Genomic DNA, 25,749 nt, shown 5'->3' with positions numbered 1-25,749 from the left:
TCTTAATTGAAAGGCCTGGGTTTTTTAATACTATATTGTTTTAAAGAACAACGTTAATATACCTAACAGCTCTTCTTATAAAACAAAAACGCATGACGTCCTGTGTATAATTAATAAATACATCTCCAATAAAGAAAAAGCCTCGCAAATCAAATGATTTACAAGGCTTTTAAAAAATTATAATTAATAGAGGTTATTATTTTAAATTGAACGTTAATCTACCGAAAACGTAACGTCCGTTATTACCAAATTGCGATACACGACGTGAGTACACAAATTGATTACTAGATGTTAAATAACCAGGTAATTCATCTGGATAAACATCTAATAAGTTGTTAGCTCCAACAGTTAATCTTAATGCATCACTAAAGTTGTAACCTACTGTTAAATCTGTTACTACATTAGATCCAATTTCAGGATGTCCACCTTCTGTTAATGTTCCCGTATCGAAAACACTACCAAAAAATGCATTTCTTAAGAAGAAATTCCAATCACCCATTTCTAAGTTGTGTGTTAAATTAGCTTTCACTCTTGGTACTGCAAGTTCTAAATACACTCTAGAACTCTCATCAAAATAAGTATCTAATAAACCTTGAGAAGTTAAAATATCACTTCCCTTAGTAGCGCCTACTTTTTTAGTTTTAGAATATGTAGCGGCTAAATTATTGGTTAACTTTCCTTTTCCAACATTAGCTTTATGTGTAATAACAACATCTAAACCTTTAGTTTCTGTATCAATAGCATTAGCAAAAAATGCTGCTTGACCAATACCCAAATTAGTAAAAATATTAGCAAGCTGAGACCCATCATTAGGGTTACCAAAGTTACCTGTGTATGTAATTCTATCATCAATAGCAATAAAATAACCATCTACGGTTAATGTTAAATTAGCATCAGGAATTTTAGTTGTAAAACCTAAACTAGCATTAAAAGATGTTTCTTCTTTTAACTCAGGAATTCCAAATAATTCTGCAGCTCGCGAGTTGTTTGTAAACGTTCCTACTTCCTCCGCTACACCTTGATCGTTAAATAAAGTATTCGATTTGCTATAAAACTGTTGGTGTAAAGATGGCGCTCTAAAGCCTGTACTTAACGCACCTCTAATATTTGTATTTCCGCTTACTTTATAACGCATTGCTAATTTACCGTTTAGAGTACTTCCAAAATCGCTAAAATCTTCAAAACGCACGGCTCCACTCAATAAAAATGCCTCAGTAATATCTGCCTCTACATCTGCGTAGAGCGCCATACTGTTTCTTTTTGCATCAATAGCGTTTCCTGGTGTAAAACCTGAAAACACTTGAGCTCCCGCTGAAGCTTGATTTCCAAAGAAATCAGTAACTTGTAATGTTGGATCATCTGCAGCAATTGCAGTTTCAACCTCAGCATTTACATCGTACTTAGCATAAGATGATTCTTCGCCTGCTTCAATAAAGAAATTTTCAACACGATATTCCGCACCAAATGCAACATTTAAACCCGACATAATATCTTCGTAAAACTTAGACATATCAAAATTAACAGTGTTTTGTTGAAAACCATTAAGACCTGCATCAAATTCTTTTGGAGATGATGCTTGTAAATAAAAGTTTGTTGTATTGGTAATGTTATAAGCAAAAGTATTTAAACCCCAAGTATGAGATAAATCGATGTTCCAATCGTCTATTTTTCCAGAGATTCCAAACCCTAAAGATTTATCAATAATATCAGACTCAATATCTGGAAGAAAACCGTTAATATAAGCTAAAGTATTTCCTCTACCAGAACTATGTCCTGGTGTTCTGTAAAAGCCTGAAGCATCACCATGACGATAAGATAAACCACCAAAAGCATATAGCTTAGCTTCATTCTCATCATCACCAAAAGGAATTTCCAAATTACCCATAAACTGACCTTGATCTAAAGCAGATTGACCAACACTCATGTTGTAATCACTACGCGTTTGCCCTCTTGCAGCAAGTTCTGCATCGGTAACATCTAAACCAGATAAAATACCAGTAGTTTGTGCTCCTGTTGTCTTGTTGTAACCAGAAAGCTCTTCTATACTAGAAGCTCCAGCTATTTGCCCTTGTAAAGCAGCATCGAAATAACCAACTTGAGATGCATAATTTTGAATTGCTCCCAAATCGTTTCTTAAATCACTTAAACTAAAACCATCTTGGTAAGCTTCCCATTCTATAGCATTATAAGCATGAAATATCTCACCACTATTAGCTCGTGCTCTTGAAGTACGCTTGCGAGTAGTTAAAGACCCTGTAAGATTAATAAACCCACCGTTTTCACCTAAAGGAATACCATAATTTAAATCTATCTGAGTTTTTTCTCCATCTGTTCCTCCATCATGATCATTAGCATTCTTAGACATGTTTACCCCAGACGTAACCGTGGCAGTTAATTCGTTTACATTGTTCTTTAATACAATATTAATAACACCAGCAATAGCATCAGACCCGTATTGTGCAGCTGCACCATCACGTAACACTTCAATTCTTTTAATTGAAGCAGCAGGAATGGAGTTTAAATCTGTACCAACAGAACCACGACCTGGTGTACCATTTACATTTACTAAAGAGGATGTATGTCGTCTTTTTCCATTAACCAAAACCAAAACCTGGTCTGGACCTAAACCTCTTAATTGAGCAGGATCGATATGATCCGTACCATCTGCAACAGTTTGCGTGTTTGATGAAAACGAGGGTGCCACGTAATTTAATATTTGTGTTACTGAAACCTGTGGGCCAGCAGTTGTTAAATCTGCCATATCAATAACATCTACAGGAACAGCTGTATCCACCGCTGTTCTACTTGGGTTTCTAGAACCAACTAAAACCACCTCATTAAGTGCTACTCCAGATTGCATAGTAATGTTCACAACAGCTCCTTTAGCTGTCTTTTCTTGTGTTTCGTAACCTACGTACGAAAACACTAAAACAGCACCATTACTAGCGCTAATACTATACTTGCCATCAAAATCTGTTGTTGTACCTGTTGTAGTACCTTTAACAATTACGGAAACTCCTGGTAAAGCACCAGAATCATCCTTTACAGTTCCTGAAATTTCTTGACCAATGGCCGTTCCTGATAAACCTATAAAAAATAGAAACATCAGACATTTTAAATGTAGAATTTTAATCATAGTTATTATTTATTTGAATTAGTTCTAGCTAAGATATGCATATTATCTTCTAAATTAAACACTTAACAGAAAAACATTCGGGCTAAAACTCATTTTTAACAGTAAAAACCTACAATTAAAAACATCGAGCATAAGCCGCTATTTCACTAACTAAAAAACCATAAACAAATGAATTTCAACATTATAAAACAACAAAACATAAACTACTAATAAAAAATAAAACGTACTAAAAACGCTTTATTGGCATCTCAAAAAAAAAAATCAAATAATAATAAACCTAAAAGAAAACCCCAGATTTAGAAGAAAAATCCAAATCTGGGGTCTATTAAATAGAAAAGCTTTTAAGCATTTCATCTATTGTTAAAACACGTACTCTAAAATTTAAATGCTATACTCGCGTTTAAAACAGTTCCGTTAAAGCCGAATTGATTTACCTCCCAAGGGTATTTAAAACGACCTCCAAGATCGGTAACAAAATCGCCTTTAGTATCAATTTCATCTGGATAAACATTTAGTAAATTATTTACCGAAATGTTAGCCGAAACCTTTTCGCTAAACTCATACCCAATAATTAAATCTGTAATAACTTTACCTGCAAAAGTTTGATCGTAAGCAGCATCATCTAAAGGCAATGGACCATTTCCTAAATCTGCTCCATTTAACCCATTGTTAGCATGTTGCCAGCTAACTTCTCCAAAATATGTGTTATTTAAATTAAAATTCCATTTTTTTATGCCGTAATCTAAACCTAATAAAACTTTAGACTTAGGGCGAGACGAGGTAATTCTCGATTGTTCCTTTCTATTAAAAATATCATATCCATTTGCTTCTAATAAAGCAGGTGTGTCAATTTCTCCTTCAATTGTAGTTTCGTTAAAATTAGCAGCTAAAGTAGCGTTCAAAATACCATTACCTAAATCGATGTTGCTGTAGTTAACCACTAAATCAACACCTGTAGTATTTGTGTTTACCGCATTTACAAAAAACTTTAAACTCGTAATAGAGTTAGCAATCAAAATACTCTCTACAGGATTTATTGACGAATCGTCTCCATCAAAGCCTATTTCTCCCGTAAATAAAACACGATCGTCTACTTTTACGTTATAAAAATCTGCTGAAACAGATAAATTAGGCTTAATTTTATAAGTAATCCCTGCCGAAATATTTTTTGAAGTTTCTGCTGAAAGTTGTGGCACTCCCAAATCTTCTCTAATAATAGGGTCTTCATTATTAAACGTACCTTGGTTAGATATGGTTCCGCCAGAGACCAAAGTTTGTACATTACTTAAATAAATTTGATGTAATGATGGCGCTCTAAAACCAGTACTATAAGAAGCTCTTAAAGCACCTTTATCTCCTAAAGAATAACGTCCACTTACTTTCCATGACACGTTATCACCAAAATCACTAAAATCTTCATAACGTATTGCTCCACCAATCAATAAAGCATCAGTTGGTTCCCATTCCAAATCTCCATAAACACCATAATTATGTCTATCGGCACGCACAGCATTAGCAGGCTGCAAACCTGGAAAAGATTGGGCATTACCATTTCCTGTAGGGTTAAAATAAGAAGCCGCATCTCCCGCTCTAGCCGAAAACATTTCTTGCTTTATTTCTGCTCCAAAAGCAACATTAACCTGACCTAAACTTCTTGAAAAATCTAAATTCGCTAAGCTATTACTAAACGTATAGCCACCAACAGCAAATTCAGTTGGGCTGTTTGCTCCTAAATCTGGATTTAACGTGTTGTTCACATCGTAATCAATTCTATTTCTTCCGTAAGTTCCACTAAAATCAACATCGAAATTAAATAATTTCCATTTTACACCAGCTGTTAAGTTGTTATCCATAACATCGGTTTCAAAAGTGGGCTGAAACCCATTATAATCAGAACCCGCTTCGTGTAATAAGTTATAAGGATCTCCCACCCAATAAGGTCCTCTGTATAAAGCAAAACTCTTACCTTGCCTAGAGGTTATACCTCCAAAAGTATAAAATTCACCAGAATCATTTTTAAAAGGAATTCCTGCGTTAAAAAATAAATCGAGTTTTTGTAATTCCGGCTGACCAACAGTCATTCCTAATTCTGGATTATCTGCTAACCATGCTCCCCATGTTGGATCATCGGCGCCAACACCTATTAAAACATCTGTTCCAGGACTTCCAGGTCTATTTGTTTTTTCTTGTTCGTAATAACCCGCAGTAATATTTAAATAACTTCCGTTTTCGTTAGATAAACCTGTGTTTAAATCAACTCCAAAATTGAATCCATCCCCCTCTGTAGTAACACCCGAAGATACATTTACAGTAGTATATTCTACATTCTTTTTTAATACCATATTGATTACACCCGCAATGGCATCCGATCCGTATTGTGCCGAAGCTCCATCACGCAAAACCTCGATACGCTCTATTGCAGCTGCAGGAATACTTTTTAAATCTACACCTACTTCACCTTTTCCTGGTGTATCATTTATATATACCAAAGCACTTTGGTTTTTACGCTTACCGTTTACTAAAACCAATGTTCTACTTGGTCCTAATCCACGTAAATCTGCAGGATCAAAATGTGCCGTTGCATCAGATATCGCTTGAGTTGTTGAGTTAAAAGAAGGCACTTTATAAGTTAACATTTTATCTATTGTTGGTTGCCCTGTACTACGCATTTCATCTAAACCTATATTATCTATAGGTACAGGCGAATCTAGTATTGTTCTTGGCTTTGCTCTATTTCCTGTTAAAACCACGGCATCTAACGCTACGCCCGACTCCATAGTGACATTCATTTTATTCCCAGTAACAGTATTTTCTTGTGATTCGTACCCCACATAAGAAAACACTAAAACATCACCATTACTAGCATTAATAGTATACTTGCCATCAAAATCTGTTGTAGTGCCTTTAGAAGTTCCTTGCACAATTACAGACACACCGGGCAATGCACCAGAATCGTCTTTAACCACACCTGAGACTTGCTGGGCTAATAGAAAACCTGGTGTTCCTATAAAAAACAGGAACATCAACCATTTTGTCTTTAAAAATTTACTCATAATTTATTTTATTTAAAAGTTAGTTAGTACTAAGATATACATATTATCATTACACGAACAAATTTTTTGTAAAACAATACAGACAAGCGCTACTATTTTATCAAAAAAACAAATAAAAAAATACGGCATCCACAATTTAAATCACAAAAAACTACTGATAATGAATATAATAATAGCAACACAAATTTAAAAGACCTCTTGAAAATCTGCACTTTCAAAAAAAACCAAGAAATAACTTAAACCGTAACATTATAAAGGCTCTTTATAAATGATATATTATAGTTAAACCCCTTAAAAAACACTGTTTCACATAAATTAAACGGATTTATTTACATTTAAACGGTATTTTTTAATATGTTTGTTTCTTTAATTAACCTCCTATTTATGAAAAGATTAATAGTATTTTCTCTTTTACTTTTATCCCATGCGTTGGTTTTTGGACAAGTTGGAATTAATAACACCGACCCAAAATCACAATTAGACATTAGTTCAACAAGTACAACTACTCCGCTAAGCACCGACGGCATTTTAATTCCTAGAATTGATACTTTTCCAGCAACAAACCCTACAGCAGATCAACACAGCATGTTGGTGTTTCTATCAAACACCGTTGGAACTAACTCTCCTGGATTCTATTATTGGGACAATAGTATTCCTGCATGGATTGGATTAAACTTAAAGACAAGTTGGGAATTAACTGGTAATGCTGGAACAACACCAGGAACCAATTTTTTAGGAACCACTGATGCTGCAGATTTAGATATTGTTACAAATAACACTGTAAAATTAAAGATTACCCAAAAAGGACAACTAGAGGTTTACAATACAGGCGACTCTGTTTTTATAGGTGAAGGCGCTGGTGAGAATGATAATTTAAGCTATAATGCCAACGTTTTTATTGGATATAACAGTGGCTTTAGTAATACAAGCGGAAATTCTAACGTAGCTATTGGATATAGCGCACTTAGCTCAGGTGTTGACGGATACTCTAATATAGCTCTGGGATCGTCTACATTAGTAAATAACACATCAGGCAGTGGAAACATAGCTCTTGGTGCTACGGCCTTAACAAGTAATATTACAGGAAGCAATAATATTGGTTTTGGTATAGATGCTTTACGTTCGAATACGACCGGATCGCAAAATTTTGCTTTGGGAAACAATACATTACCAAATAATACAACAGGTGTATCTAATATTGGAATAGGATTTCAAACTATTTATGATAATCAAACTGGAGACCATAATATAGGTATTGGGTTCGAAGTAATGGCTAGAAATACAGTGTCTTCTCATAACATTGCTTTAGGATATCAAGCATTATACAACAATAATAATGGAGACGACAATATTGTTTTAGGTAGAAATTCTTTTTTAGATTTATTATCAGGTAGTAACAACATTATATTAGGTCAGGACGCTATGGGTAATGTGACTTCAGGAAATAATAACATCGCTATAGGCGATACATCGGGAGGAGATTTAACAAGTGGTAGTAATAACATTTACATAGGAAACAATACAGATATGCCGGGTTCAACTGGTTCTAATAAATTAAATATAGGTAATGCTATTTACGGTAATTTGTCTACAGGTAATATAGGAGTAGGGATTACTAATCCAACTGAAAAACTACATATTAACGGGACTATTAAAGCAGTAGATATCAATTTTTCTGGTATAACAGATTATGCTACTGATGCTGCAGCAGACGCAGCACTATCTTCTGGAGACGTATATAGAATTGGGCGCACCCTGAAAATTAAACCATAATAACTTAAACTAAGTTATACAAACCACTAAGAAATAAGTCTTGGTGGTTTTTTACTTTTTAAAACAGAAGCATTTATTATAATATACCTGCATTTACATAACAACATTTTACATAAGACTCTTGCATAAACAAATCTCTTTTTAAAGTTAAAATTCCAACATAAAATTATATCTTATTTTACATGTTTTGAGATTCATTTCTCTAATCAACCAAAAGTATGACGGCAATTTCTAACAAAAACGCAAAAAAACCACTTTAATAAAAGTGGTTTTTAATATTTAAAAAGATAATGAGAAATTATTCCTTAATCACCCTAGTGGTATACTGACTGCCATTTGCTTCCAGCTTGATAACGTACAAACCAGATTTTAAACTAGAAAAATCTATAGTTTTATTGTTGTTAATAGCTCCTGTTTTCACACTTTGTCCAAGCATTGTATACACGTGGTAGTTTGAATTCACAAATGTATTAGGTACAAGAACGATATCTGTTGTAGGGTTTGGATAGACCTCTATTTGCAAAGCACTGTATTCTTTATTTGATAACGTACCATAATACTCGTCTGCACCGCAATCTATAGTACCGCTATTTATTCTATTTTCATTATCCATATCCTTTTCATTGTTTCCAACCATATAAGTAGGGTCTCCAGCATCAATTGCAGGAGAGTTACTTAATAAATGAAAATCTTGATTAGTAGCATCCAAAAACAAAGGATCTGCAAAGGTTGAGTTTAAATCAGTTCCTGTTTGGCTTTTGTACCAGTCAAAAGATCCATAACCCTCTCCATTAAAAGAGAACAAGCAATCGGTGGCTCCTGTTGGTGTATTAAAAACATTATAATTAAATGTGTTACCTGCACCATTATTATCGGCGTAGTAAAACAAAACTTTGTTTATATTATCTGCATAGAAAATATTATTTCTAACCGTAAGGTTTTCAACATAATTCACCCATAATTCACCAACCCAATTGTTTCCTGTATCATTTTTATAACACGTATTTCCGTAAATTTCGCTATTGGTAACTTTACCAGATACTGTTGGATAATCGTAACCGCCAATTTCTATTCCTGTTTCGGTATTATTATAAGTAATATTATTTCTAACAATAATATTATCCGCAGTTTTCCCAGGATTTTCACATCCTACAGCTATACCAACTTGACCGTCGTAAACCGTATTGTTTTCAATAATAGTGTTTTTTCCTCCATCTACATAGATAGAGCCAGCTATTGCAACATTTGAAGCACAGTTATGTAAAACGTTTCCTCTTACAGTTCCATTTCTGGCTTGATCAAAAGCAGGGTCAGAACATGCTCCAAAATGGCCAGCAATATCAATTCCAATATTTGCAACATCATGTATGTAATTATTCTCTAATAAGAACCCATCAACATTTCCGTTTAGCGTCATACTTTCACTATAACCTGTTCTGCAATTATAAATCTCGTTATTACTAAAAACCACATTAGTAACAGGGTTGGCGGGATCTGTAGAATACACTAGAAGCGGACTCGCATTTTCACTATATTCAACACTTTCATTTGGATCATTAGAAAAGTGAACTTCTCTAATTGTATTATTGGTAATGGTAATATTGTTACAGTTTTTATTAATTATCAATCCTTTTACCCAAAGGTTAATAATATTTTGAAAAACAAAACCATCTATTATAATATTATCGACATCTGTAATCGACCAAAGTGCATCGCCAGAGTTTGCGTTAGTACCTTTTCCGTCAATAAGAACAACATCATTATTATAATTTTTAAAATGAATAGGATTTGTGATTGTACCTGAATTAGAGTTCATAATAATGTTTTCTATATATGTTCCAGCCATAACATATACTGTAGCTCCAGCAGAAGCAACATTAACCGATTTTTGAATGGTTTTAAAAGGTAAACTTAAAGTTCCTGGGTTTGAATTATTTCCAGTGGTATTATTTACATAATAAGTTGTTTGTGCAAAAGACACATAAGAAAACGCACATAAAAAAATAGCTAAAAGTAATCTTTTAGAGTTCATAGAGTTGGGGTTAGTTTTTTAATTTAAAGGTACTGCTTTAGCCCATTTACGATACAATAATATGAAAAATATCTTATAAAATACCGTTAATCGTTAAATTAATACTTTTAAACGATTTTTATTTACCGAATAGACTTTTTTAACATCAACTTATTTTGAACGTCACTATTCTAAGATACTCATAGAGCGTTGCATGCTATAAGTTAGGTAAAATAAACATCGCGTTTTATTTCAAAATTAGTTAGCACAGTTATTCAAATTATCCTTATACTATTGTTTTTGCAAAACAATACAAGCAAGCCGTATTATTTCATCAAAAAAACAATTATAAAAATTTATACTCCGCGGTATTTCATTAAATTTGCACCTCAATTTTACAACAATGTATAGAAGTCATAATTGTGGAGAATTAACAGCCACACATATTAATACAGAAGTAACCCTATCTGGTTGGGTTCAAAAATCTAGAGACAAAGGTTTTATAGTTTGGGTCGATTTACGCGACCGCTACGGCATTACACAACTTGTTTTTGATGAAGAGCGTACCAGTAAAGATTTAATAGAGCAAGCCCAAAACTTAGGTCGTGAATTTGTAATTCAGGTGAAAGGAACGGTAATTGAACGTGCTTCAAAAAACACAAATATCCCAACAGGAGATATCGAGATTTTAGTTTCAGATTTAAAGATCTTGAACAAATCAATACTTCCTCCATTTACTATTGAAGATAAAACGGATGGTGGTGAAGACATTAGAATGAAATATCGTTATTTAGATATTCGTCGTAATCCAGTAAAAAACAGCTTAATTTTTAGATCGAAGGTTTCTCAAGAAGTTAGAAACTATCTATCAAAAGAAGGTTTTATTGAAGTAGAAACACCATATTTAATAAAATCTACACCAGAAGGCGCAAGAGATTTTGTGGTACCATCCCGCATGAATGCAGGTGAATTTTACGCGCTTCCACAATCACCTCAAACCTTTAAGCAATTGCTTATGGTAGGTGGTATGGATAAGTATTTTCAAATTGTAAAATGCTTTAGAGATGAAGATTTACGTGCCGACCGTCAGCCAGAATTCACACAAATTGATTGTGAAATGGCATTTGTTGAACAAGAAGATATTTTAAACGTTTTTGAAGGTTTAACCCGTCATTTATTAAAAGAAGTGAATGGTGTTGAGGTTGAAAAATTCCCTAGAATGCTTTACGACGATGCTATGCGTTTATACGGAAATGATAAACCAGACATCCGTTTTGGAATGGAATTTGGCGAATTAAACGCTGTAACACAACATAAAGAATTTGGTGTTTTTAATAATGCAGAATTAGTTGTTGGTATTGCTGTACCAGGCGGAAATAACTATACAAGAAAAGAAATTGATAAATTAATAGATTGGGTTAAGCGTCCACAAGTTGGTGCTTTAGGCATGATTTACTCACGTTGTAATGATGATGGAACCTTTAAATCTTCAGTAGATAAATTTTACGATCAAGACGATTTAGCGAAATGGGCAGATGTTACCGGTGCTAAGGCAGGCGATTTAGTTTGTGTGCTTTCTGGCGATAAAAATAAAGTACGCGCACAATTAAGTGCTTTACGTATGGAATTAGCAGAACGTTTAGGTTTACGTGACCCGAAAGTATTTGCTCCATTATGGGTTATCGATTTTCCGTTATTAGAACTTGACGAAGAAACTGGACATTACCACGCCATGCACCACCCCTTTACATCACCAAAACCTGGTCAGCTAGAATTACTAGACACTAACCCAGGCGATGTAAAAGCAAATGCATACGATTTAGTTTTAAACGGAAACGAAATTGGTGGAGGATCTATTCGTATTCACGATAAAGAAACACAAGCCACAATGTTTAAACATTTAGGTTTTTCTGAAGAAGAAGCGAAAGCACAATTTGGTTTCTTAATGGATGCCTTTCAATACGGAGCACCACCACATGGTGGTTTAGCTTTTGGACTAGATAGATTGGTTGCCATTTTAGGTGGTCAAGAAACCATTCGAGATTTTATCGCTTTCCCAAAAAACAATTCAGGACGCGATGTAATGATTGATGCACCTGCTCCAATTGATGATGATCAATTAACAGAATTGAGTTTAAAACTTAATTTAAAATCATAATATTAAAATCCTGCTTTTGCAGGATTTTTTAGTAAACTGAATATATGAAAAACTTAACCTTCTTTCTATTAGTTTTCGCTTCAACAATATCCCTAGCTCAAACTATAACAGGCTCAGAATTATTAAAAAAATCGATCCAATTTCACGATCCAAATAGTAATTGGGAAACTTTCGATGGTAACTTTATGGTAAACATGAAAATGCCAAACAAGCCCGAACGACAAAGTAATATTACAATAAGCTTACCTACAGAATATTTTTCTTTACGAACCGAAAAAGATAGTCTAGTAATAGAATCTGTTATTAATAAATCAGATTGTACACTATCTATAAATGGAAGTACGGATTTATCTGATGCGATTAAGAAGGAGCATAACCTAAATTGTAAACGCGCCAATTTACTTAAAGATTACTACACTTATCTGTATGGTTTACCAATGAAATTAAATGATGAAGGCACTATAATACACCCAAACGTAACTCAAAAAACATTTAAAGGAAAAGACTATTTAGTTCTAAAAGCAACATACTCCAAAGGCGTAGGTAAAGATACTTGGTATTTCTATTTTAATCCCAAAACCTATGCCATGGAGGTTTATCAGTTTTTTAAAAATGAAACTCAAAACGATGGCGAATACATTTTGCTAACCGATTTAGAGATTATAAACGGAATTAAAATGCCAAAAAACAGAGCTTGGTATTACAACAAAAACGATAAATATTTAGCTACCGATATTTTATCGAAAAACCTATCAAACTAAAATGCCTAAACAAACCGTTTTAAAACAAATACTAATTTGGAGAGCTAAACATATTTCCAAAAAGCAATTTGTATACCTATTAAGTATTATTATAGGTTTCACCGCAGGTATGGGAGCGGTAGTTTTAAAGAATTTAACCCACTTTATTCAACATTTATTAGAGGCTAAACTAATAAAAAATTACCATCACGCCTTTTATTTCCTTTTTCCTATTTTAGGTTTAACCTTGGTGTATTTAGGCATAAAATATATTATAAGAAACAAGGTAAGCCATGGTATACCTTCTACGCTTTATGCTATTTCAAAACGTAAGGCCATCATGAAACCGTTCCAAATGTTTGGTTCTATTTTAACAGCTCCATTAACCGTTGGTTTTGGTGGGTCGGTTGGGCTAGAAGGCCCAACTGTTGCAACAGGTGCTGCATTAGGCTCAAACATTGCCAGAATGTTCCACATGAACCAAACCACAAGAACACTACTTGTAGGTTGTGCTGCCGCTGGCGCCATGAGTTCTATTTTTAAAGCGCCCATTGCTGCTATTATTTTTGCCATAGAAGTATTTAGTTTAGATTTAACTATTGCTTCAATGTTACCTTTATTATTAGCATCACTTTCAGCAATTTTAACTTCTCAATTTTTCTTTGGGGACGATGTTATTTTACCTTTTAGAATTGAAGATAAATTCTACCTCTCCGATGCGCCATTTTACATTCTTTTAGGTGTTATAGCTGCCTTTATTTCTATTTACTTCACCGAAGTTTACGATCGTATCCAAAAGCTTTTTGATTCTTTAAAATCACCTATTAAAAAATTAATTGTTGGTGGTACCGGAATTGGTTTGTTGGTTTATTTAATACCTCCATTATATGGTGAAGGGTTCGATGTTATCAATAACTTAATTGTGGGAAATCCAGAAAAAGCATTAGAAAACAACATTTTCGGGTTAGACTTATCAAACATTTGGAATGTTGTTTTACTGCTTATAGCACTTATGCTTTTTAAAATTGTTGCTAGTGCGCTTACTTTTGGTGCAGGTGGTGTTGGTGGTATTTTTGCGCCAACTTTATTTATGGGGAGTATCATGGGATTTTGCTTATCAAAAATTATTAACCATAGCGGCATATTAAGCACACCGCTTTCAGAAAGTAATTTTACCTTAGTTGGCATGTCTGGGCTTTTAGCAGGGGTATTACACGCCCCACTTACAGCTATATTTTTAATTGCAGAACTTACAGGAGGCTATGAGCTTTTTGTACCGCTAATGTTAACGTCAACCATTTCTTTTAGTATTACAAAATACTTCAAACCTCATTCCGTTTACAACATGGAATTAGGTCGAAAGGGAGAATTAATAACACACGATAAAGATCATGCGGTTTTAACATTAATGGATATTGATAGAGTTATTGAAACTAATTTTATAGTTCTCTATCCAAAAATGACCTTAGAAGAAATTATTCAAAAAGCGGTAAAAAAATCAAAACGAAATATTTACCCCGTTATCGATAAAGAAAGTAAAAAATTAGAAGGTATTATTTTATTAGACGATTTACGCTCTATCATGTTCGATCAATCACTTTACAAAGAGGTTACAGCATCAGATTTAATGCAAAAACCACCAAAAGTAATTAATTTAGATAAAGATAAAATGACCGATATTATGAAAAAATTTCAAGACAGCAGCGCTTGGAATTTACCTGTAAAAAAAGACGGAAAGTATTATGGTTTCATTACAAAATCCAAACTTTTAACATCCTATAGGCGCCAATTAATAAATTTGCAAGCCGAATCCTAAACCTAAAAAACTGAGTAAAACTTAAAATTTATTGAATAATACCATATAATGCGAAAAAAAATATTGAAATTCGTGTATTGGCGCCAAAGTATGCAAATGCGAGCCATTATCAGTAAGTGATAAAGACCTTTTAGTAATTTTAAACCATGCCTTCAACTAGTAAAAAAAGACTACGTAAATTTTTAATTTGGAAATACAAAAATATTTCCGAAACTCAATTTGTTTATGTTCTTAGTATTTTAGCCGGTTTTTTAGCCGGAATGGGCACCGTGGTACTCAAAAACTTAACGCATTACATCCGCTTACTTTTTGAGTACGAAACATTTAAAAATCACCATCACGCGCTTTATTTTATTTTTCCTATCATTGGCTTACTGCTTGTTTATATTATTAAACAAACGTGGCTAAAAAAGCACATTGGGCATGGTATATCTTCAACGTTACATGCTATTTCGAAATTAAACGGCATTATACCAAGATACAATATTTACGCATCACTAATAACAGCACCATTAACAGCTGGTTTTGGTGGTTCTGTAGGTTTGCAAGGCCCTGCAGTTAGCGTAGGTTCAGCTTTAGGATCAAATGCAGCACGCTTGTTTCATATGAGCAGTAAAACAAGGCTACTATTAATAGGCTGCGCAGCAACAGGAGCCATGGCATCTATGTTTAAAGCACCAATTGCCGCTATAGTTTTTGCTGTAGAAATTTTTAGCTTAGATATTGCTTTCACCTCTTTAGTACCTTTATTACTAGCCTCAGTATCTGCTGTGTTAACATCGTACATGTTTTTAGGAACTGATGTTTTATTACGTTTTGAATTAACCGATAAATTTGAAATTAAAGATATTGGTTTCTATGTACTTCTAGGTTTAGTAACCGCAGTGGCGTCTGTCTATTTTTCTAAAGTTTTTTTCGCGATAACCAACTTCTTTAAACAATTTGAAAGCCGCGCAGTTCGCCTTATTATTGGTGGTCTAGCCATCGGTACCATGCTATATTTTATTCCACCTTTATACGGTGAGGGTTACGGCTTAATGAATAACTTATTAAAAGGTGACCATTTAGCTGCAATTGGCAAAACACCCTTCGATTTAGACCTCTCGAATATCTGGATTGTTATCGCCCTACTTATTGGTATTTCTATATTTAAAGCCGTTGCCATGACTACAACGTTCGGTGCTGGTGGTGTTGGTGGTGTATTCATTCCAACACTTGTAATGGGAAGTGCTTTAGGTAATGCTTTTGCCAAAATTATTAATAATATCGGGCTCGGATTTCATGTTTCAGAATCTAATTTCACACTTATTGGGATGACAGGTTTAATGGCCGGTGTACTGCATGCTCCACTTACCGCCATTTTCTTGATAGCCGAAATTACCAGTGGCTACGAACTTTTCGTGCCGTTAATGCTCGTTTCAGCCATATCATTTAGCTTTACAAAATATTTTATTTCGCACTCTATTTACACTTTAAAATTAGCGGAACGCGGCGAGTTAATGACTCACGATAAAGACCAAAATGTGCTTATGGTTCTAGATATCGATCAAGTTATTGAAACCAACTTTATAACGCTTAAGCCAGAAATGAAACTGGGAGACATACTAAATAATGCCGTTGCAAAATCTTCTAGAAACCATTTTCCTGTGGTTAATGATGAATATGAATTTCTTGGTGTAATTCGCTTAGACGATGTAAGGCATATTATGTTCAATTCCGATCTATATGAAACCGTAACTGCCGAAAGCCTCATGCATGCCGATGCTGGAATTATAGATTACGACGCCGACAATATGAACACCATAATGGAAAAATTTAAAACCAGCGGCGCATGGAATTTACCAGTAATTAAAAAAGGCAAGTACTTTGGTTACATTTCAAAATCCAAACTATTAACAGCATACAGACAGCAACTTATAAAATTCACAAAATAATTTACTGCATATCATAGAATAAAACACCATGAGATACCTTATTATAATATTAGCCATAGCGGCATTTACCAGCATACTTCTCGGATTCTTTTTAGAAGTAGATTATGCCCAGAAACTTATAGGTTTTGGTGTTACCGGGCTCTTTTTAGTGGTTTTCCCTATATTTTCTTACTACCGTTGGAAAGATAAAGACCCAAAAGATTATATGCTAACGAAAGAGAATTTAGACAAAATGAAAGCGTCACAACAAGATAACAAACGCTAAAATTTGGGCGTTACCACAAGGGTCGGGCTTTCATTACTCGCTCCCTCCTAAGGTCGGGGAGCTCAAACAAGCCATTCAATCCCTAACGCATAAAAATCGTTATAATTTTAGATTCTCTATCTTTCAATTCAAACAAAAACATGAAATACACAACCCTTCCAAATACCGATATAAAAGTTAGTAAAATATGCTTAGGCTCCATGACATGGGGAAAGCAAAATAGTGAAACCGAAGGACACTCACAACTAAATTACGCACTAGAACAAGGCGTAAACTTTATTGATACTGCAGAACTATACCCTACTCCTGCAACAGCCGAAACACAAGGTAGCACCAGTAAAATTATTGGTACCTGGCTAAAAAAAACCGGCAACAGAGATCAGGTTGTTATAGCTTCTAAAATTGCTGGTAACGGCGATTATACAGCACACATACGCACAACAGGTTTTAGTCCAGAATCTATCCACGATGCCGTTAACAACGAATTAAAACGCCTACAAACCGATTATATAGACTTGTTCCAATTGCATTGGCCAGAGAGACAAACCAATTACTTTGGCGTACGCGACTACAAACACAACCCAAATGATGCTTGGGAAGATAATTTTAATTCCGTTTTAAACACCTTAGATACTATAATTAAATCCGGGAAAATTCGCCATATAGGGATGTCCAACGAAAAAGCTTGGGGAGCCATGCGCTACCTAGCCGAATCTACAACTAACAACCTACCTAAAATGGCAACCATTCAAAACCCATATTCCCTTCTAAATAGATTATTTGAAGGCGATATGGCAGAAGTTTCAATACGTGAAAACTTAGGACTACTAGCCTATTCACCTATGGCATTTGGTGTACTATCTGGCAAATACATAAAAGGAACCGAGGGTAAAAACTCTAGGTTAAATTTGTTCCCTAGATTTGCTAGATATAGCAATACACAAGCTACAGAAGCAGCCAAGCGCTACTTAAAAATTGCCGAAGACAACAATATGTCGCTTGCTGAAATGTCGCTTGCTTTTGTTAACCAACAACCTTTCCTTACAAGCAACATTATTGGCGCGACCAATTTGGATCAATTAAAAGAAAATATAAACAGCATTAACATCACTTTAGACGACGCTATTTTAGAACAAATAAATGCCGTACAAGCAGAAATACCTAATCCAGCTCCATAAATTTAAAAAGACAACCAATCTACGCAAACAACTAACTAGATAAATGGATATTATATTTATTTAAAATGAATATAAAAAACTAATTTTATCAATAATTACTTAGTGTTTAATGCTTATTTCTAATAAATTAACCACTTATTAAACATAGCACTAGATTTAACGTTAGCCAATGCGTTCGAACATTAAAACACTACTTACAGTTTCCTTTATTCTACTTGCAGTAAGTACTTATTCAATTTATAATGAATATCTCGAAACTAGCAGAATACTTAGGCTTACAACATCTACATGCTTGTTTATCTTATTTCTTGTAAATAAAGGGTATAAATACTACAAATTACTTTTTACTTTTGTATGCTTTGTGCTATCAGATGTGTTTATGTTGTTTTACGAAAACATTATACTGAACAAACTCACTTCACTAACAACCATTTTAGGCTACGCAACACTAATTAGCTACCTAATTAAAAAAGTACAGATAAAAAACTTAAATAAAGTTATTATTAGCTTTTTCATTCTTTTAATTCTTTTTAATGTTTATAAACTGCATGACATTATCACTACTATTAAATATGTGCTATTAGATGTTATTCAAGAAACGCTACTTTACATGTATGGTGTAGCGCTCATAGGTATGTGTGCACTATCTGTCAATTACAATTTTAAAGAAAACACAAAGCGGTCTATGTACTTCATGCTCGCTATATTTAGTTTAACACTATCAGACTTATGCGCTTTTACGGGCTATTATCATAAAATTTATTCAGTTTACTACGCAGATCGGTTCTTTTATATCTTAGCGCTATATTTTATTGTCCGACACACTTATCAACTCTCACAAAAAGAAGACAAACCTCTGTTTTTTGAATAATTTCCGATTGTTCGCACTATTACATCCATTAAAAACACAAAGCAACAAAATACTTTTAATTCACTAACGCACAGATTAATAATCCATAAAACCGACTAATATCCTAGTATGCATAAGTTATAAATAAATGTTAAAGCACGTTTCTAGATTAAACACTACAGATTTAACACGGTCTAAGAAGTAGTAATAACATAAAAAAAACATATGAAAACTATATTAAAAACAACAATCGCCCTTTTATTATTAGTTGGCTTTTCTACAACTAGCGTTGCTCAAAACAATAATAAAAAAAACAACACTAAACGAACAACCGTTACTAAAACAGTAACAAAAACAACAACCAAGGCGAAACCTATTTCTAGAAGTAAAGTGACCTATAAGACACCTACGAGAAAAGTAGTTTCAGTAAGAAGTATTCCAAAATCTTCTGTGGCCATAAAGCATAATGGTGTTTCTATATACTATACAAACAATAGCTTTTTTAGATTAAATGGAGGTCGTTACTTACCAGTTGTGCCAAGTGCAGGTTTTCAAATTAGAACACTTCCGGTTGGCTATAAAAGAATTAATTTTAACAACAGAAGCTACTATTCACATAATGGAATTTACTTTGCAAAGGTTAATAACTACTATCAAGTGATTAACCCAGAGATTGGCACCATAGTTTACGAATTACCTCAAGATGTAGAGAAGGTAGTTATTGACGGAGCTAGATATTACGAATTTAACAATGTGCTATATGAAAAAATTCAAATAGATGGCACTAGAGCTTATGAAGTTATTGGCTTTATAGAAAACTAAATTGTCTTACTCTGCCAAAAACTCGAAACCTTGTAACCAACTTATCGCAGCCTCGTGAGTAGAAAATACTTTGTATTTATATTTTTTATTTCTCGCTATTGCGCCATAAAGTGTACTTATAGCTGCAGTTGCTGGACTATTGATTACAACAGCACTAACTACAATAGTATATTGTTTTAAGGATTCCGTTTTAGCTTTATTAAACGACTTTAACGCCTTGTAAGAAAACGAAAAAGTAGCATCTCTAGCATCTATAAGTGTTCTTAATTGTCTTGGGTAACTTGTTTTATCTTTAAATGCCAACAAGTAATCTACAATATCGTGCATGCTTACTTCCTCCTTAAATTGAGTTTCTACAATATTTAGCTCTTTATTATATGCGGAATGTATCATGCGTAGGTTAAGTTAATGAAATTTATTTTTTTGGATTGCAAATTTACGGATTCTATGCTGTTATATTCAATATACTTATCGTAAAGTGCTAAAAATAAAGGAGAAACATAAAAATTAGTCGATAAACGACGTTAAGGATTAAAGCCTGGTTAAAACTCTTTTTTTGTTGTTGTAACTATGCAATACACAAAAGCGACTGCGGAAAGCCCAAACCTTTAAAAGTAAAACTCAAATTTACTCCATAAAAAAACCCTTACTAAATATTAGTAAGGGTCTTTTTTATTATTTAATTTGATTACCATCTTTATCAAAAAAATGATATTCTAGATACGTGTAAGCATCTCTTGGTAAAATTTTAACCCACTTTTTGTGTTCAAAAAACCATTTTGAACGCATAGATGGAAAGCCTTTGGTAATAAAGGCCGCTATAAAAGGATGTGTGTTTAAAGTCAACTTCTTATAGTCTTTTTTCAATAATTTTTCTAGGTCGTGCGTAATTTTTTCTACGATACCTATTGGTGCTTCTACCTCGGAACCATTAATTATTACATCGGGATTTTCTTCTCGTGTTTTAATGTTCATCTCTGGTCGAACGCGTTGTCTCGTTATTTGTATGAGTCCAAATTTACTTGGTGGCAAAATTTTGTGTTTTGCTCTGTCATCCTTCATTTCGTCACGTAAGTGATTGAAGAGTTTTTGCCTATTCTCAGCACTGGTCATGTCTATAAAATCGACTACAATTATACCTCCCATATCGCGTAAACGCAATTGGCGAGCCATTTCGGTAGCTGCGATTAAGTTAACCTCTAGCGCTGTGTCTTCTTGACTGTTGGCTTTATTGGATCGGTTTCCGCTGTTTACATCTATTACATGCAGGGCTTCGGTATGTTCTATAACCAAATAGGCGCCTTTTGCCATAGATACGGTTTTACCAAACGAGGTTTTAATTTGTCGTTCGATACCGAATTTTTCGAAAATCGGGGTTTTGGACTGGTGCAATTTAACGATAGATTCTTTTTTAGGTGCAATTTCTTGCAAATAGTCTTTAATTTGATCGAAAAGCACTTCATCATCCACGGTAATTCCTGTAAAGGTGTCGTTGAATATATCTCGTAAAATTGATGAGGCTTTATTCATTTCGCCCAATACTTTACTGGGATGTTGTGCTTTCGGTAATTTTTTACACATTGCGGTCCAACGACCTAACAATGTTTGTAAATCTTTATCCAGTTCGGCTACTTTTTTGCCTTGCGCTACTGTACGTACAATAATACCAAAACCCGCAGGGGTTATGCTTTTTACCAAGCGTTTTAATCGATCTTTTTCTTCACGATCTTCTATTTTTTGAGAAATAGATATACGGTTTGAAAAAGGAACTAAAACAATGTACCTACCAGCAATAGAAAGCTCGGAGCTTATTCTAGGGCCTTTTGTAGATATTGGTTCTTTTACTATTTGTACTAATAGCGATTGGTTTGATTTTAAGGCATCGACAATTTTACCGTCTTTATCGATGTCTTTTTCAAATGGGAAATTTTTTAAAGAAAACTCTTTAAGTTTACCTGTGCTTACACGTTTTGTGAATTTTAAAAGTGAAGGTAGCTTTGGCCCTAAATCGTGATAATGCAAAAATGCATCTTTCTCGTAACCTACATTAACAAATGAGGCATTTAGACCAGGAACAGTTTTTCTTATTTTGGCAATAAACACATCGCCAACCGAAAAATTGTTACCATCTTCGTCTTTCTGTAATTCAATAAGTTTTCCATCTTTTAATAAGGCAAAATCAACATGCTCGGAACTAGATCGAATAATCAATTCTTTATCCATTTTGTTAATTTTTATCCACCTCGAAAAATCGAGACAGATGGATTATACAATATTTTGGTTTAGTAAATTGCTTTACCAAACTCACAGGATTTTTTAATAAATCTGTGGAGTTCATTATTTTTAATTGAATGAACTCATTTCAAAGAACTTTGTTTGTTTTTTAAAACCAAAAAAAGTAGCTAATCTAACTACTTTTTTGATTTATTTTTTCTTCTTGTGACGGTTAGCGCGTCTACGTTTTTTACGTTTGTGCGTTGCTACCTTATGTCTCTTACGTTTTTTACCACTTGGCATAAATAGAGTGTTTTAAAAATTAATAATTCTGTAATACTGAAGCGATTCCAGTACTTGTGTTTTTATTTTACGTCTACATTTGTTTTAACGCCTTCTACAAATACTTTTGCAGGCTTAAATGCAGGGATGTTGTGTGCAGGTATTTTAATGGTAGTATTTTTTGAAATATTTCTACCCGTTTTTTCTGCTCTAGTCTTTATAATAAAGCTACCAAAACCTCTTAAATATACGTTATCTCCACCTTCTAAAGAAGTTTTTACCTCTTCCATAAATGTCTCAACAGTTGCTTGAACATCTCCTTTTTCAATTCCTAACTTCTCAGAAATTTTTGCTACTATATCAGCCTTTGTCATTATTGCTATTATTTTTAATGTTTCTATAAATTCTAAAAGGGATGCAAATATAGGAATTATATTTTCAATATTTCAAACCTAATTCATTAAAATTTAAGATTATAAACGTTTATTTTTGCAACCGGTATAAATTCAATTATGATATTCTCAAAAATTTTAATTAACTGGTATTCAATAAACAAGCGAGAATTACCATGGCGAAAAACCACTAACCCGTTTTACATTTGGCTGTCGGAAATAATTTTGCAGCAAACTCAAGTTAAGCAAGGGTTACCATATTATGACGCTTTTACAGCTAAATACCCCACCGTTTTCGATTTAGCAAATGCAAATGAAGACGATGTTTTAAAACTTTGGCAAGGTCTAGGTTACTACTCTCGTGCGAGAAATTTACATGCAACTGCAAAGCATGTGGCAACCAATTTGAATGGCCACTTCCCCAACACCTATAAAGAACTCTTAAAATTAAAAGGTGTTGGCGATTATACCGCAAGCGCTATAGCTTCTATTTGCTTTGAGGAAGTGACTGCAGTAGTAGATGGTAATGTTTACAGAGTACTATCTCGCTATTTTGGAATTTCCACACCTATAAACTCTAGTAAAGGTGCAAAAGAATTTAAATTACTTGCCCAAAAGTTAATAGACAAAAAACAGCCCGCAGAATTCAACCAAGCTATTATGGAGTTTGGTGCTACACAATGCAAACCAAAAAGCCCAGATTGTAGCTTATGTCCTTTTAGTAAAGGTTGTATTGCTTTTAATAAACATTTAATAGGCGAATTACCTGTAAAAATTAAATCGGCCAAGGCTAAAAAAAAACATTTTAATTTTCTAGTTTTTATTTCAGAAAACGAACACACCATTTTACAGCAACGCCAAGGCAAAGGTATCTGGCAAAACCTGTATCAATTCCCTTTAGTAGAAACCGAAAATATTATAGACTCTAAAAGCTTTAAAACTTTAATAAAAAACCACGAGCTACTAGCCAATAAAGCTTTTGAATTATCCCTATATAATAAGGAGCCCATTGTGCACAAATTATCTCACCAACATCTTTACACGCAATTCTGGATTATTAACATAGAAAAACTTCCTGTCAAAGGTGTTGCTGTTGAAAACGTTCGGGATTTTGCCGTACCTATTTTAATTGGCGATTTTATAGAAGCTTTTAATTTTTAACCATTTAATTCCTGCAAACAATATTTTTTTATTAATTTTAGAAAAAGGAATACAAAACATTTTTTTTGCCAAAATAGTAATCCACTTCGGTTAATTTAAAATAAAGATTAATAGGAATTATTTATCTATTTTTGCATTCTCTTAAAACACAAAATTATGTCTGGAACATTAAATAAAGTTATGCTAATTGGGCATTTAGGCGACGAAGTTAAAATGCACTACTTTGAAGGAGGTGGGTGTGTTGGTCGTTTCCCTTTAGCTACAAACGAAACATATGTTAGCAAACAAACCAATGAACGTGTTACAAACACCGATTGGCATAATATTGTAGTAAGAAATAAAGGAGCCGAAATTTGCGAAAAATATTTAAGTAAAGGCGATAAAGTTTATATCGAAGGTCGATTGAAAACCAGAAAATGGCAAGACGAAAAGGGTAACGATAGATACTCTACAGAAATACAATGCAGTGATTTTACTTTTCTTTCTACTAAAAAAGAAAGTGAAAGCAATGCTAACAACACAGCAACACAACAAAAACCTGCTGCAGCTAGTCCACAACCAGCAAGCAAACCCATTGAAGACGCCGATGACGACTTACCATTTTAATATTATTCTCGATCTTTTTTCGAGAACCCTGTGTTTAACTAAAACTCAAGCTCTTGGATCCTGACCCCACAAGTTTAATCAGTTTATTTGTTGCAATAGATTTTTCTGTTGCCTTAGGTTACTTACTATTATTTTTACTTTTATTTTGCTCGGCACTCATATCTGGAGCCGAAGTCGCTTTATTTTCATTATCTAAATCTGATATAGAAGCCGATCTAGAAGCAAAATCTAAGCGTATTCAAATTATTCTACAACTTTTAGAGCGTCCAAAAAAGTTATTAGCCACTATATTGGTTGCTAACAATTTTATAAATATTGCTGTTGTAATCTTATTTGCCTACCTCAGCACTAGTTTATTTGAAGGTATTACAAACCCTATTCTAAAATTCACTTTAGACGTTATTATTGTAACGTTCTTAATTTTATTATTTGGCGAAATTTTACCTAAAATTTACGCTAGCCGAAACAACCTAAAATTCGCTAGCTTTATGGCTTACCCTCTAAAGGTTTTAGACGTTTTGCTTTCTCCTATTAGTTTACCTATGCGCAGTGTAACATTAGCGATACACAGCAAACTAGGAAGGCAAAAATCAAATTTAAGCATCGATCAATTATCGCAAGCCTTAGAACTTACAAGCGAAGAAGATACTACAAAAGAAGAACAACGTATTCTACAAGGCATTGTATCTTTTGGAAATACAGATACTAAACAAGCCATGCGACCTAGAATAGATATTTTCGCTCTAAATATCGAGCAAAAATACATGGATATCATGCCGGAAATTGTAGAAAACGGCTACTCTAGAATCCCAGTTTACCAAGATAACATAGACAACATAAAAGGCATACTATATGTTAAAGATTTACTCCCTTTTATTGACAGAAAACAATTTGATTGGGCGACTTTAATTCGCGAACCATTTTTTGTTCCAGAAAACAAAAAGCTAGATGATTTAATGGCAGAATTTCAAGAGAAAAAAGTTCATTTAGCCGTTGTTGTAGATGAATACGGAGGTACATCGGGTTTAATTTCATTAGAAGATATTATTGAGGAAATAGTTGGCGATATTAGTGATGAATTTGACGATGAAGATTTAAAATACTCCAAGCTAGATGACAATAATTACGTTTTTGAAGGTAAAACTGCTTTAAAAGATTTTTATAAAATTATTAAAATTGAAGATGAAACAGTTTTTGAAGACCACAAAGGTGAAGCTGAAACTGTTGCAGGCTTTGTTTTAGAAATTTCCAGAAGCTTCCCAAAACTTAATAGTAAAATAAATTTCAAAAATTACGTTTTTACTATTGAGGCCTTAGATAAAAAAAGAATAAGACTCGTTAAGTTTACAATAACATAA

General features: G+C 33.6%; 17 protein-coding genes. 11 read left to right on the top strand and 6 right to left on the bottom strand.

Annotation, left to right across the window (positions count from 1 at the left end; translation table 11 throughout):
• Positions 1 to 196: 196 nt before the first annotated feature.
• Both ACJJV4_RS12890 and ACJJV4_RS12885 read right to left on the bottom strand, forming a co-directional pair.
• The gene (locus tag ACJJV4_RS12890; protein ID WP_405295047.1) at positions 197 to 3,136 is read right to left on the bottom strand and encodes a TonB-dependent receptor domain-containing protein; all 2,940 of its coding nucleotides are present in this window, start codon (positions 3,134 to 3,136) and stop codon (positions 197 to 199) included.
• Positions 3,137 to 3,510: 374 nt separating this feature from the next.
• The gene (locus ACJJV4_RS12885) at positions 3,511 to 6,189 is read right to left on the bottom strand and encodes a TonB-dependent receptor (protein ID WP_405295045.1); all 2,679 of its coding nucleotides are present in this window, start codon (positions 6,187 to 6,189) and stop codon (positions 3,511 to 3,513) included.
• 384 nt (positions 6,190 to 6,573) lie between these two features.
• Here ACJJV4_RS12885 and ACJJV4_RS12880 point away from each other — a divergent pair, with 384 nt between their 5' ends.
• The gene (locus ACJJV4_RS12880) at positions 6,574 to 7,962 is read left to right on the top strand and encodes a hypothetical protein (RefSeq protein WP_405295043.1); all 1,389 of its coding nucleotides are present in this window, start codon (positions 6,574 to 6,576) and stop codon (positions 7,960 to 7,962) included.
• A gap of 298 nt (positions 7,963 to 8,260) precedes the next feature.
• On the opposite strand, the gene ACJJV4_RS12875 is transcribed toward ACJJV4_RS12880, so the two are convergent.
• A complete protein-coding gene (locus tag ACJJV4_RS12875) occupies positions 8,261 to 9,994 on the bottom strand; it encodes a T9SS type A sorting domain-containing protein (protein WP_405295041.1) in 1,734 nt (577 codons plus the stop codon).
• Positions 9,995 to 10,376: 382 nt separating this feature from the next.
• On the opposite strand from ACJJV4_RS12875, the gene aspS reads away from it, so the two are divergent.
• From aspS to ACJJV4_RS12840, 7 genes are all read left to right on the top strand, one after another.
• The gene (gene aspS, locus ACJJV4_RS12870) at positions 10,377 to 12,131 is read left to right on the top strand and encodes an aspartate--tRNA ligase (RefSeq protein WP_405295039.1); all 1,755 of its coding nucleotides are present in this window, start codon (positions 10,377 to 10,379) and stop codon (positions 12,129 to 12,131) included.
• 44 nt (positions 12,132 to 12,175) lie between these two features.
• Positions 12,176 to 12,892: a DUF6503 family protein gene (locus ACJJV4_RS12865; protein ID WP_405295037.1), complete on the top strand. Its 717-nt coding sequence runs from the start codon at positions 12,176 to 12,178 to the stop codon at positions 12,890 to 12,892.
• A gap of 1 nt (position 12,893) precedes the next feature.
• Positions 12,894 to 14,687 (top strand): chloride channel protein, encoded by a 1,794-nt coding sequence (locus tag ACJJV4_RS12860; RefSeq protein ID WP_405295035.1) that lies wholly within the window; start codon positions 12,894 to 12,896, stop codon positions 14,685 to 14,687.
• Between the two features lie 146 nt (positions 14,688 to 14,833).
• Positions 14,834 to 16,621 (top strand): chloride channel protein, encoded by a 1,788-nt coding sequence (locus ACJJV4_RS12855; protein WP_405295033.1) that lies wholly within the window; start codon positions 14,834 to 14,836, stop codon positions 16,619 to 16,621.
• Between the two features lie 28 nt (positions 16,622 to 16,649).
• Positions 16,650 to 16,886 carry a hypothetical protein gene (locus ACJJV4_RS12850; RefSeq protein WP_405295031.1) on the top strand — a complete coding sequence of 79 codons (237 nt, stop codon included), beginning with the start codon at positions 16,650 to 16,652 and terminating at the stop codon, positions 16,884 to 16,886.
• Positions 16,887 to 17,026: 140 nt separating this feature from the next.
• Positions 17,027 to 18,064 (top strand): aldo/keto reductase, encoded by a 1,038-nt coding sequence (locus ACJJV4_RS12845; protein ID WP_405295029.1) that lies wholly within the window; start codon positions 17,027 to 17,029, stop codon positions 18,062 to 18,064.
• Positions 18,065 to 19,139: 1,075 nt separating this feature from the next.
• Positions 19,140 to 19,736, top strand: coding sequence for a DUF6515 family protein (locus tag ACJJV4_RS12840; protein WP_405295027.1), 597 nt, complete (start codon positions 19,140 to 19,142; stop codon positions 19,734 to 19,736).
• A 6-nt stretch (positions 19,737 to 19,742) separates the two neighbouring features.
• On the opposite strand, the gene ACJJV4_RS12835 is transcribed toward ACJJV4_RS12840, so the two are convergent.
• The 3 genes from ACJJV4_RS12835 to ACJJV4_RS12825 form a co-directional block, all read right to left on the bottom strand.
• Positions 19,743 to 20,129 carry a hypothetical protein gene (locus ACJJV4_RS12835; protein WP_405295025.1) on the bottom strand — a complete coding sequence of 129 codons (387 nt, stop codon included), beginning with the start codon at positions 20,127 to 20,129 and terminating at the stop codon, positions 19,743 to 19,745.
• Between the two features lie 282 nt (positions 20,130 to 20,411).
• Entirely contained in the window at positions 20,412 to 21,959 is a 1,548-nt protein-coding gene (locus tag ACJJV4_RS12830; protein WP_405295023.1) for an Rne/Rng family ribonuclease, read from the bottom strand.
• A gap of 356 nt (positions 21,960 to 22,315) precedes the next feature.
• Positions 22,316 to 22,606: an HU family DNA-binding protein gene (locus tag ACJJV4_RS12825; protein ID WP_042496479.1), complete on the bottom strand. Its 291-nt coding sequence runs from the start codon at positions 22,604 to 22,606 to the stop codon at positions 22,316 to 22,318.
• A 138-nt stretch (positions 22,607 to 22,744) separates the two neighbouring features.
• Between ACJJV4_RS12825 and mutY the strand changes: the two genes are divergently transcribed.
• The 3 genes from mutY to ACJJV4_RS12810 all read left to right on the top strand — a co-directional run bounded on the left by mutY (position 22,745) and on the right by ACJJV4_RS12810 (position 25,749).
• Positions 22,745 to 23,785, top strand: coding sequence for an A/G-specific adenine glycosylase (mutY, locus tag ACJJV4_RS12820; protein ID WP_405295020.1), 1,041 nt, complete (start codon positions 22,745 to 22,747; stop codon positions 23,783 to 23,785).
• Positions 23,786 to 23,941: 156 nt separating this feature from the next.
• On the top strand, positions 23,942 to 24,391 hold the full coding sequence (locus tag ACJJV4_RS12815; protein WP_405295018.1) for a single-stranded DNA-binding protein: 450 nt from the start codon (positions 23,942 to 23,944) through the stop codon (positions 24,389 to 24,391).
• Between the two features lie 53 nt (positions 24,392 to 24,444).
• Positions 24,445 to 25,749 (top strand): gliding motility-associated protein GldE, encoded by a 1,305-nt coding sequence (locus ACJJV4_RS12810; protein ID WP_405295016.1) that lies wholly within the window; start codon positions 24,445 to 24,447, stop codon positions 25,747 to 25,749.

The sequence above is a fragment of the Algibacter sp. Ld11 genome (assembly GCF_045066735.1).
Lineage (GTDB): Bacteria > Bacteroidota > Bacteroidia > Flavobacteriales > Flavobacteriaceae > Algibacter.
This window is presented reverse-complemented; position numbering and strand designations above follow the sequence as displayed.

What these genes read in the sequence shown, in the direction of transcription:
- mutY (WP_405295020.1), top strand. Translation starts at nt 22,745, where the DNA reads ATGATATTCTCAAAAATTTTAATTAACTGGTATTCAATAAACAAGCGA.
- ACJJV4_RS12815 (WP_405295018.1), top strand. Translation starts at nt 23,942, where the DNA reads ATGTCTGGAACATTAAATAAAGTTATGCTAATTGGGCATTTAGGCGAC.
- ACJJV4_RS12845 (WP_405295029.1), top strand. Translation starts at nt 17,027, where the DNA reads ATGAAATACACAACCCTTCCAAATACCGATATAAAAGTTAGTAAAATA.
- aspS (WP_405295039.1), top strand. Translation starts at nt 10,377, where the DNA reads ATGTATAGAAGTCATAATTGTGGAGAATTAACAGCCACACATATTAAT.
- ACJJV4_RS12885 (WP_405295045.1), bottom strand. Translation starts at nt 6,189, where the DNA reads ATGAGTAAATTTTTAAAGACAAAATGGTTGATGTTCCTGTTTTTTATA.
- ACJJV4_RS12830 (WP_405295023.1), bottom strand. Translation starts at nt 21,959, where the DNA reads ATGGATAAAGAATTGATTATTCGATCTAGTTCCGAGCATGTTGATTTT.
- ACJJV4_RS12890 (WP_405295047.1), bottom strand. Translation starts at nt 3,136, where the DNA reads ATGATTAAAATTCTACATTTAAAATGTCTGATGTTTCTATTTTTTATA.
- ACJJV4_RS12880 (WP_405295043.1), top strand. Translation starts at nt 6,574, where the DNA reads ATGAAAAGATTAATAGTATTTTCTCTTTTACTTTTATCCCATGCGTTG.
- ACJJV4_RS12865 (WP_405295037.1), top strand. Translation starts at nt 12,176, where the DNA reads ATGAAAAACTTAACCTTCTTTCTATTAGTTTTCGCTTCAACAATATCC.
- ACJJV4_RS12835 (WP_405295025.1), bottom strand. Translation starts at nt 20,129, where the DNA reads ATGATACATTCCGCATATAATAAAGAGCTAAATATTGTAGAAACTCAA.
- ACJJV4_RS12875 (WP_405295041.1), bottom strand. Translation starts at nt 9,994, where the DNA reads ATGAACTCTAAAAGATTACTTTTAGCTATTTTTTTATGTGCGTTTTCT.
- ACJJV4_RS12825 (WP_042496479.1), bottom strand. Translation starts at nt 22,606, where the DNA reads ATGACAAAGGCTGATATAGTAGCAAAAATTTCTGAGAAGTTAGGAATT.
- ACJJV4_RS12855 (WP_405295033.1), top strand. Translation starts at nt 14,834, where the DNA reads ATGCCTTCAACTAGTAAAAAAAGACTACGTAAATTTTTAATTTGGAAA.
- ACJJV4_RS12840 (WP_405295027.1), top strand. Translation starts at nt 19,140, where the DNA reads ATGAAAACTATATTAAAAACAACAATCGCCCTTTTATTATTAGTTGGC.
- ACJJV4_RS12850 (WP_405295031.1), top strand. Translation starts at nt 16,650, where the DNA reads ATGAGATACCTTATTATAATATTAGCCATAGCGGCATTTACCAGCATA.
- ACJJV4_RS12860 (WP_405295035.1), top strand. Translation starts at nt 12,894, where the DNA reads ATGCCTAAACAAACCGTTTTAAAACAAATACTAATTTGGAGAGCTAAA.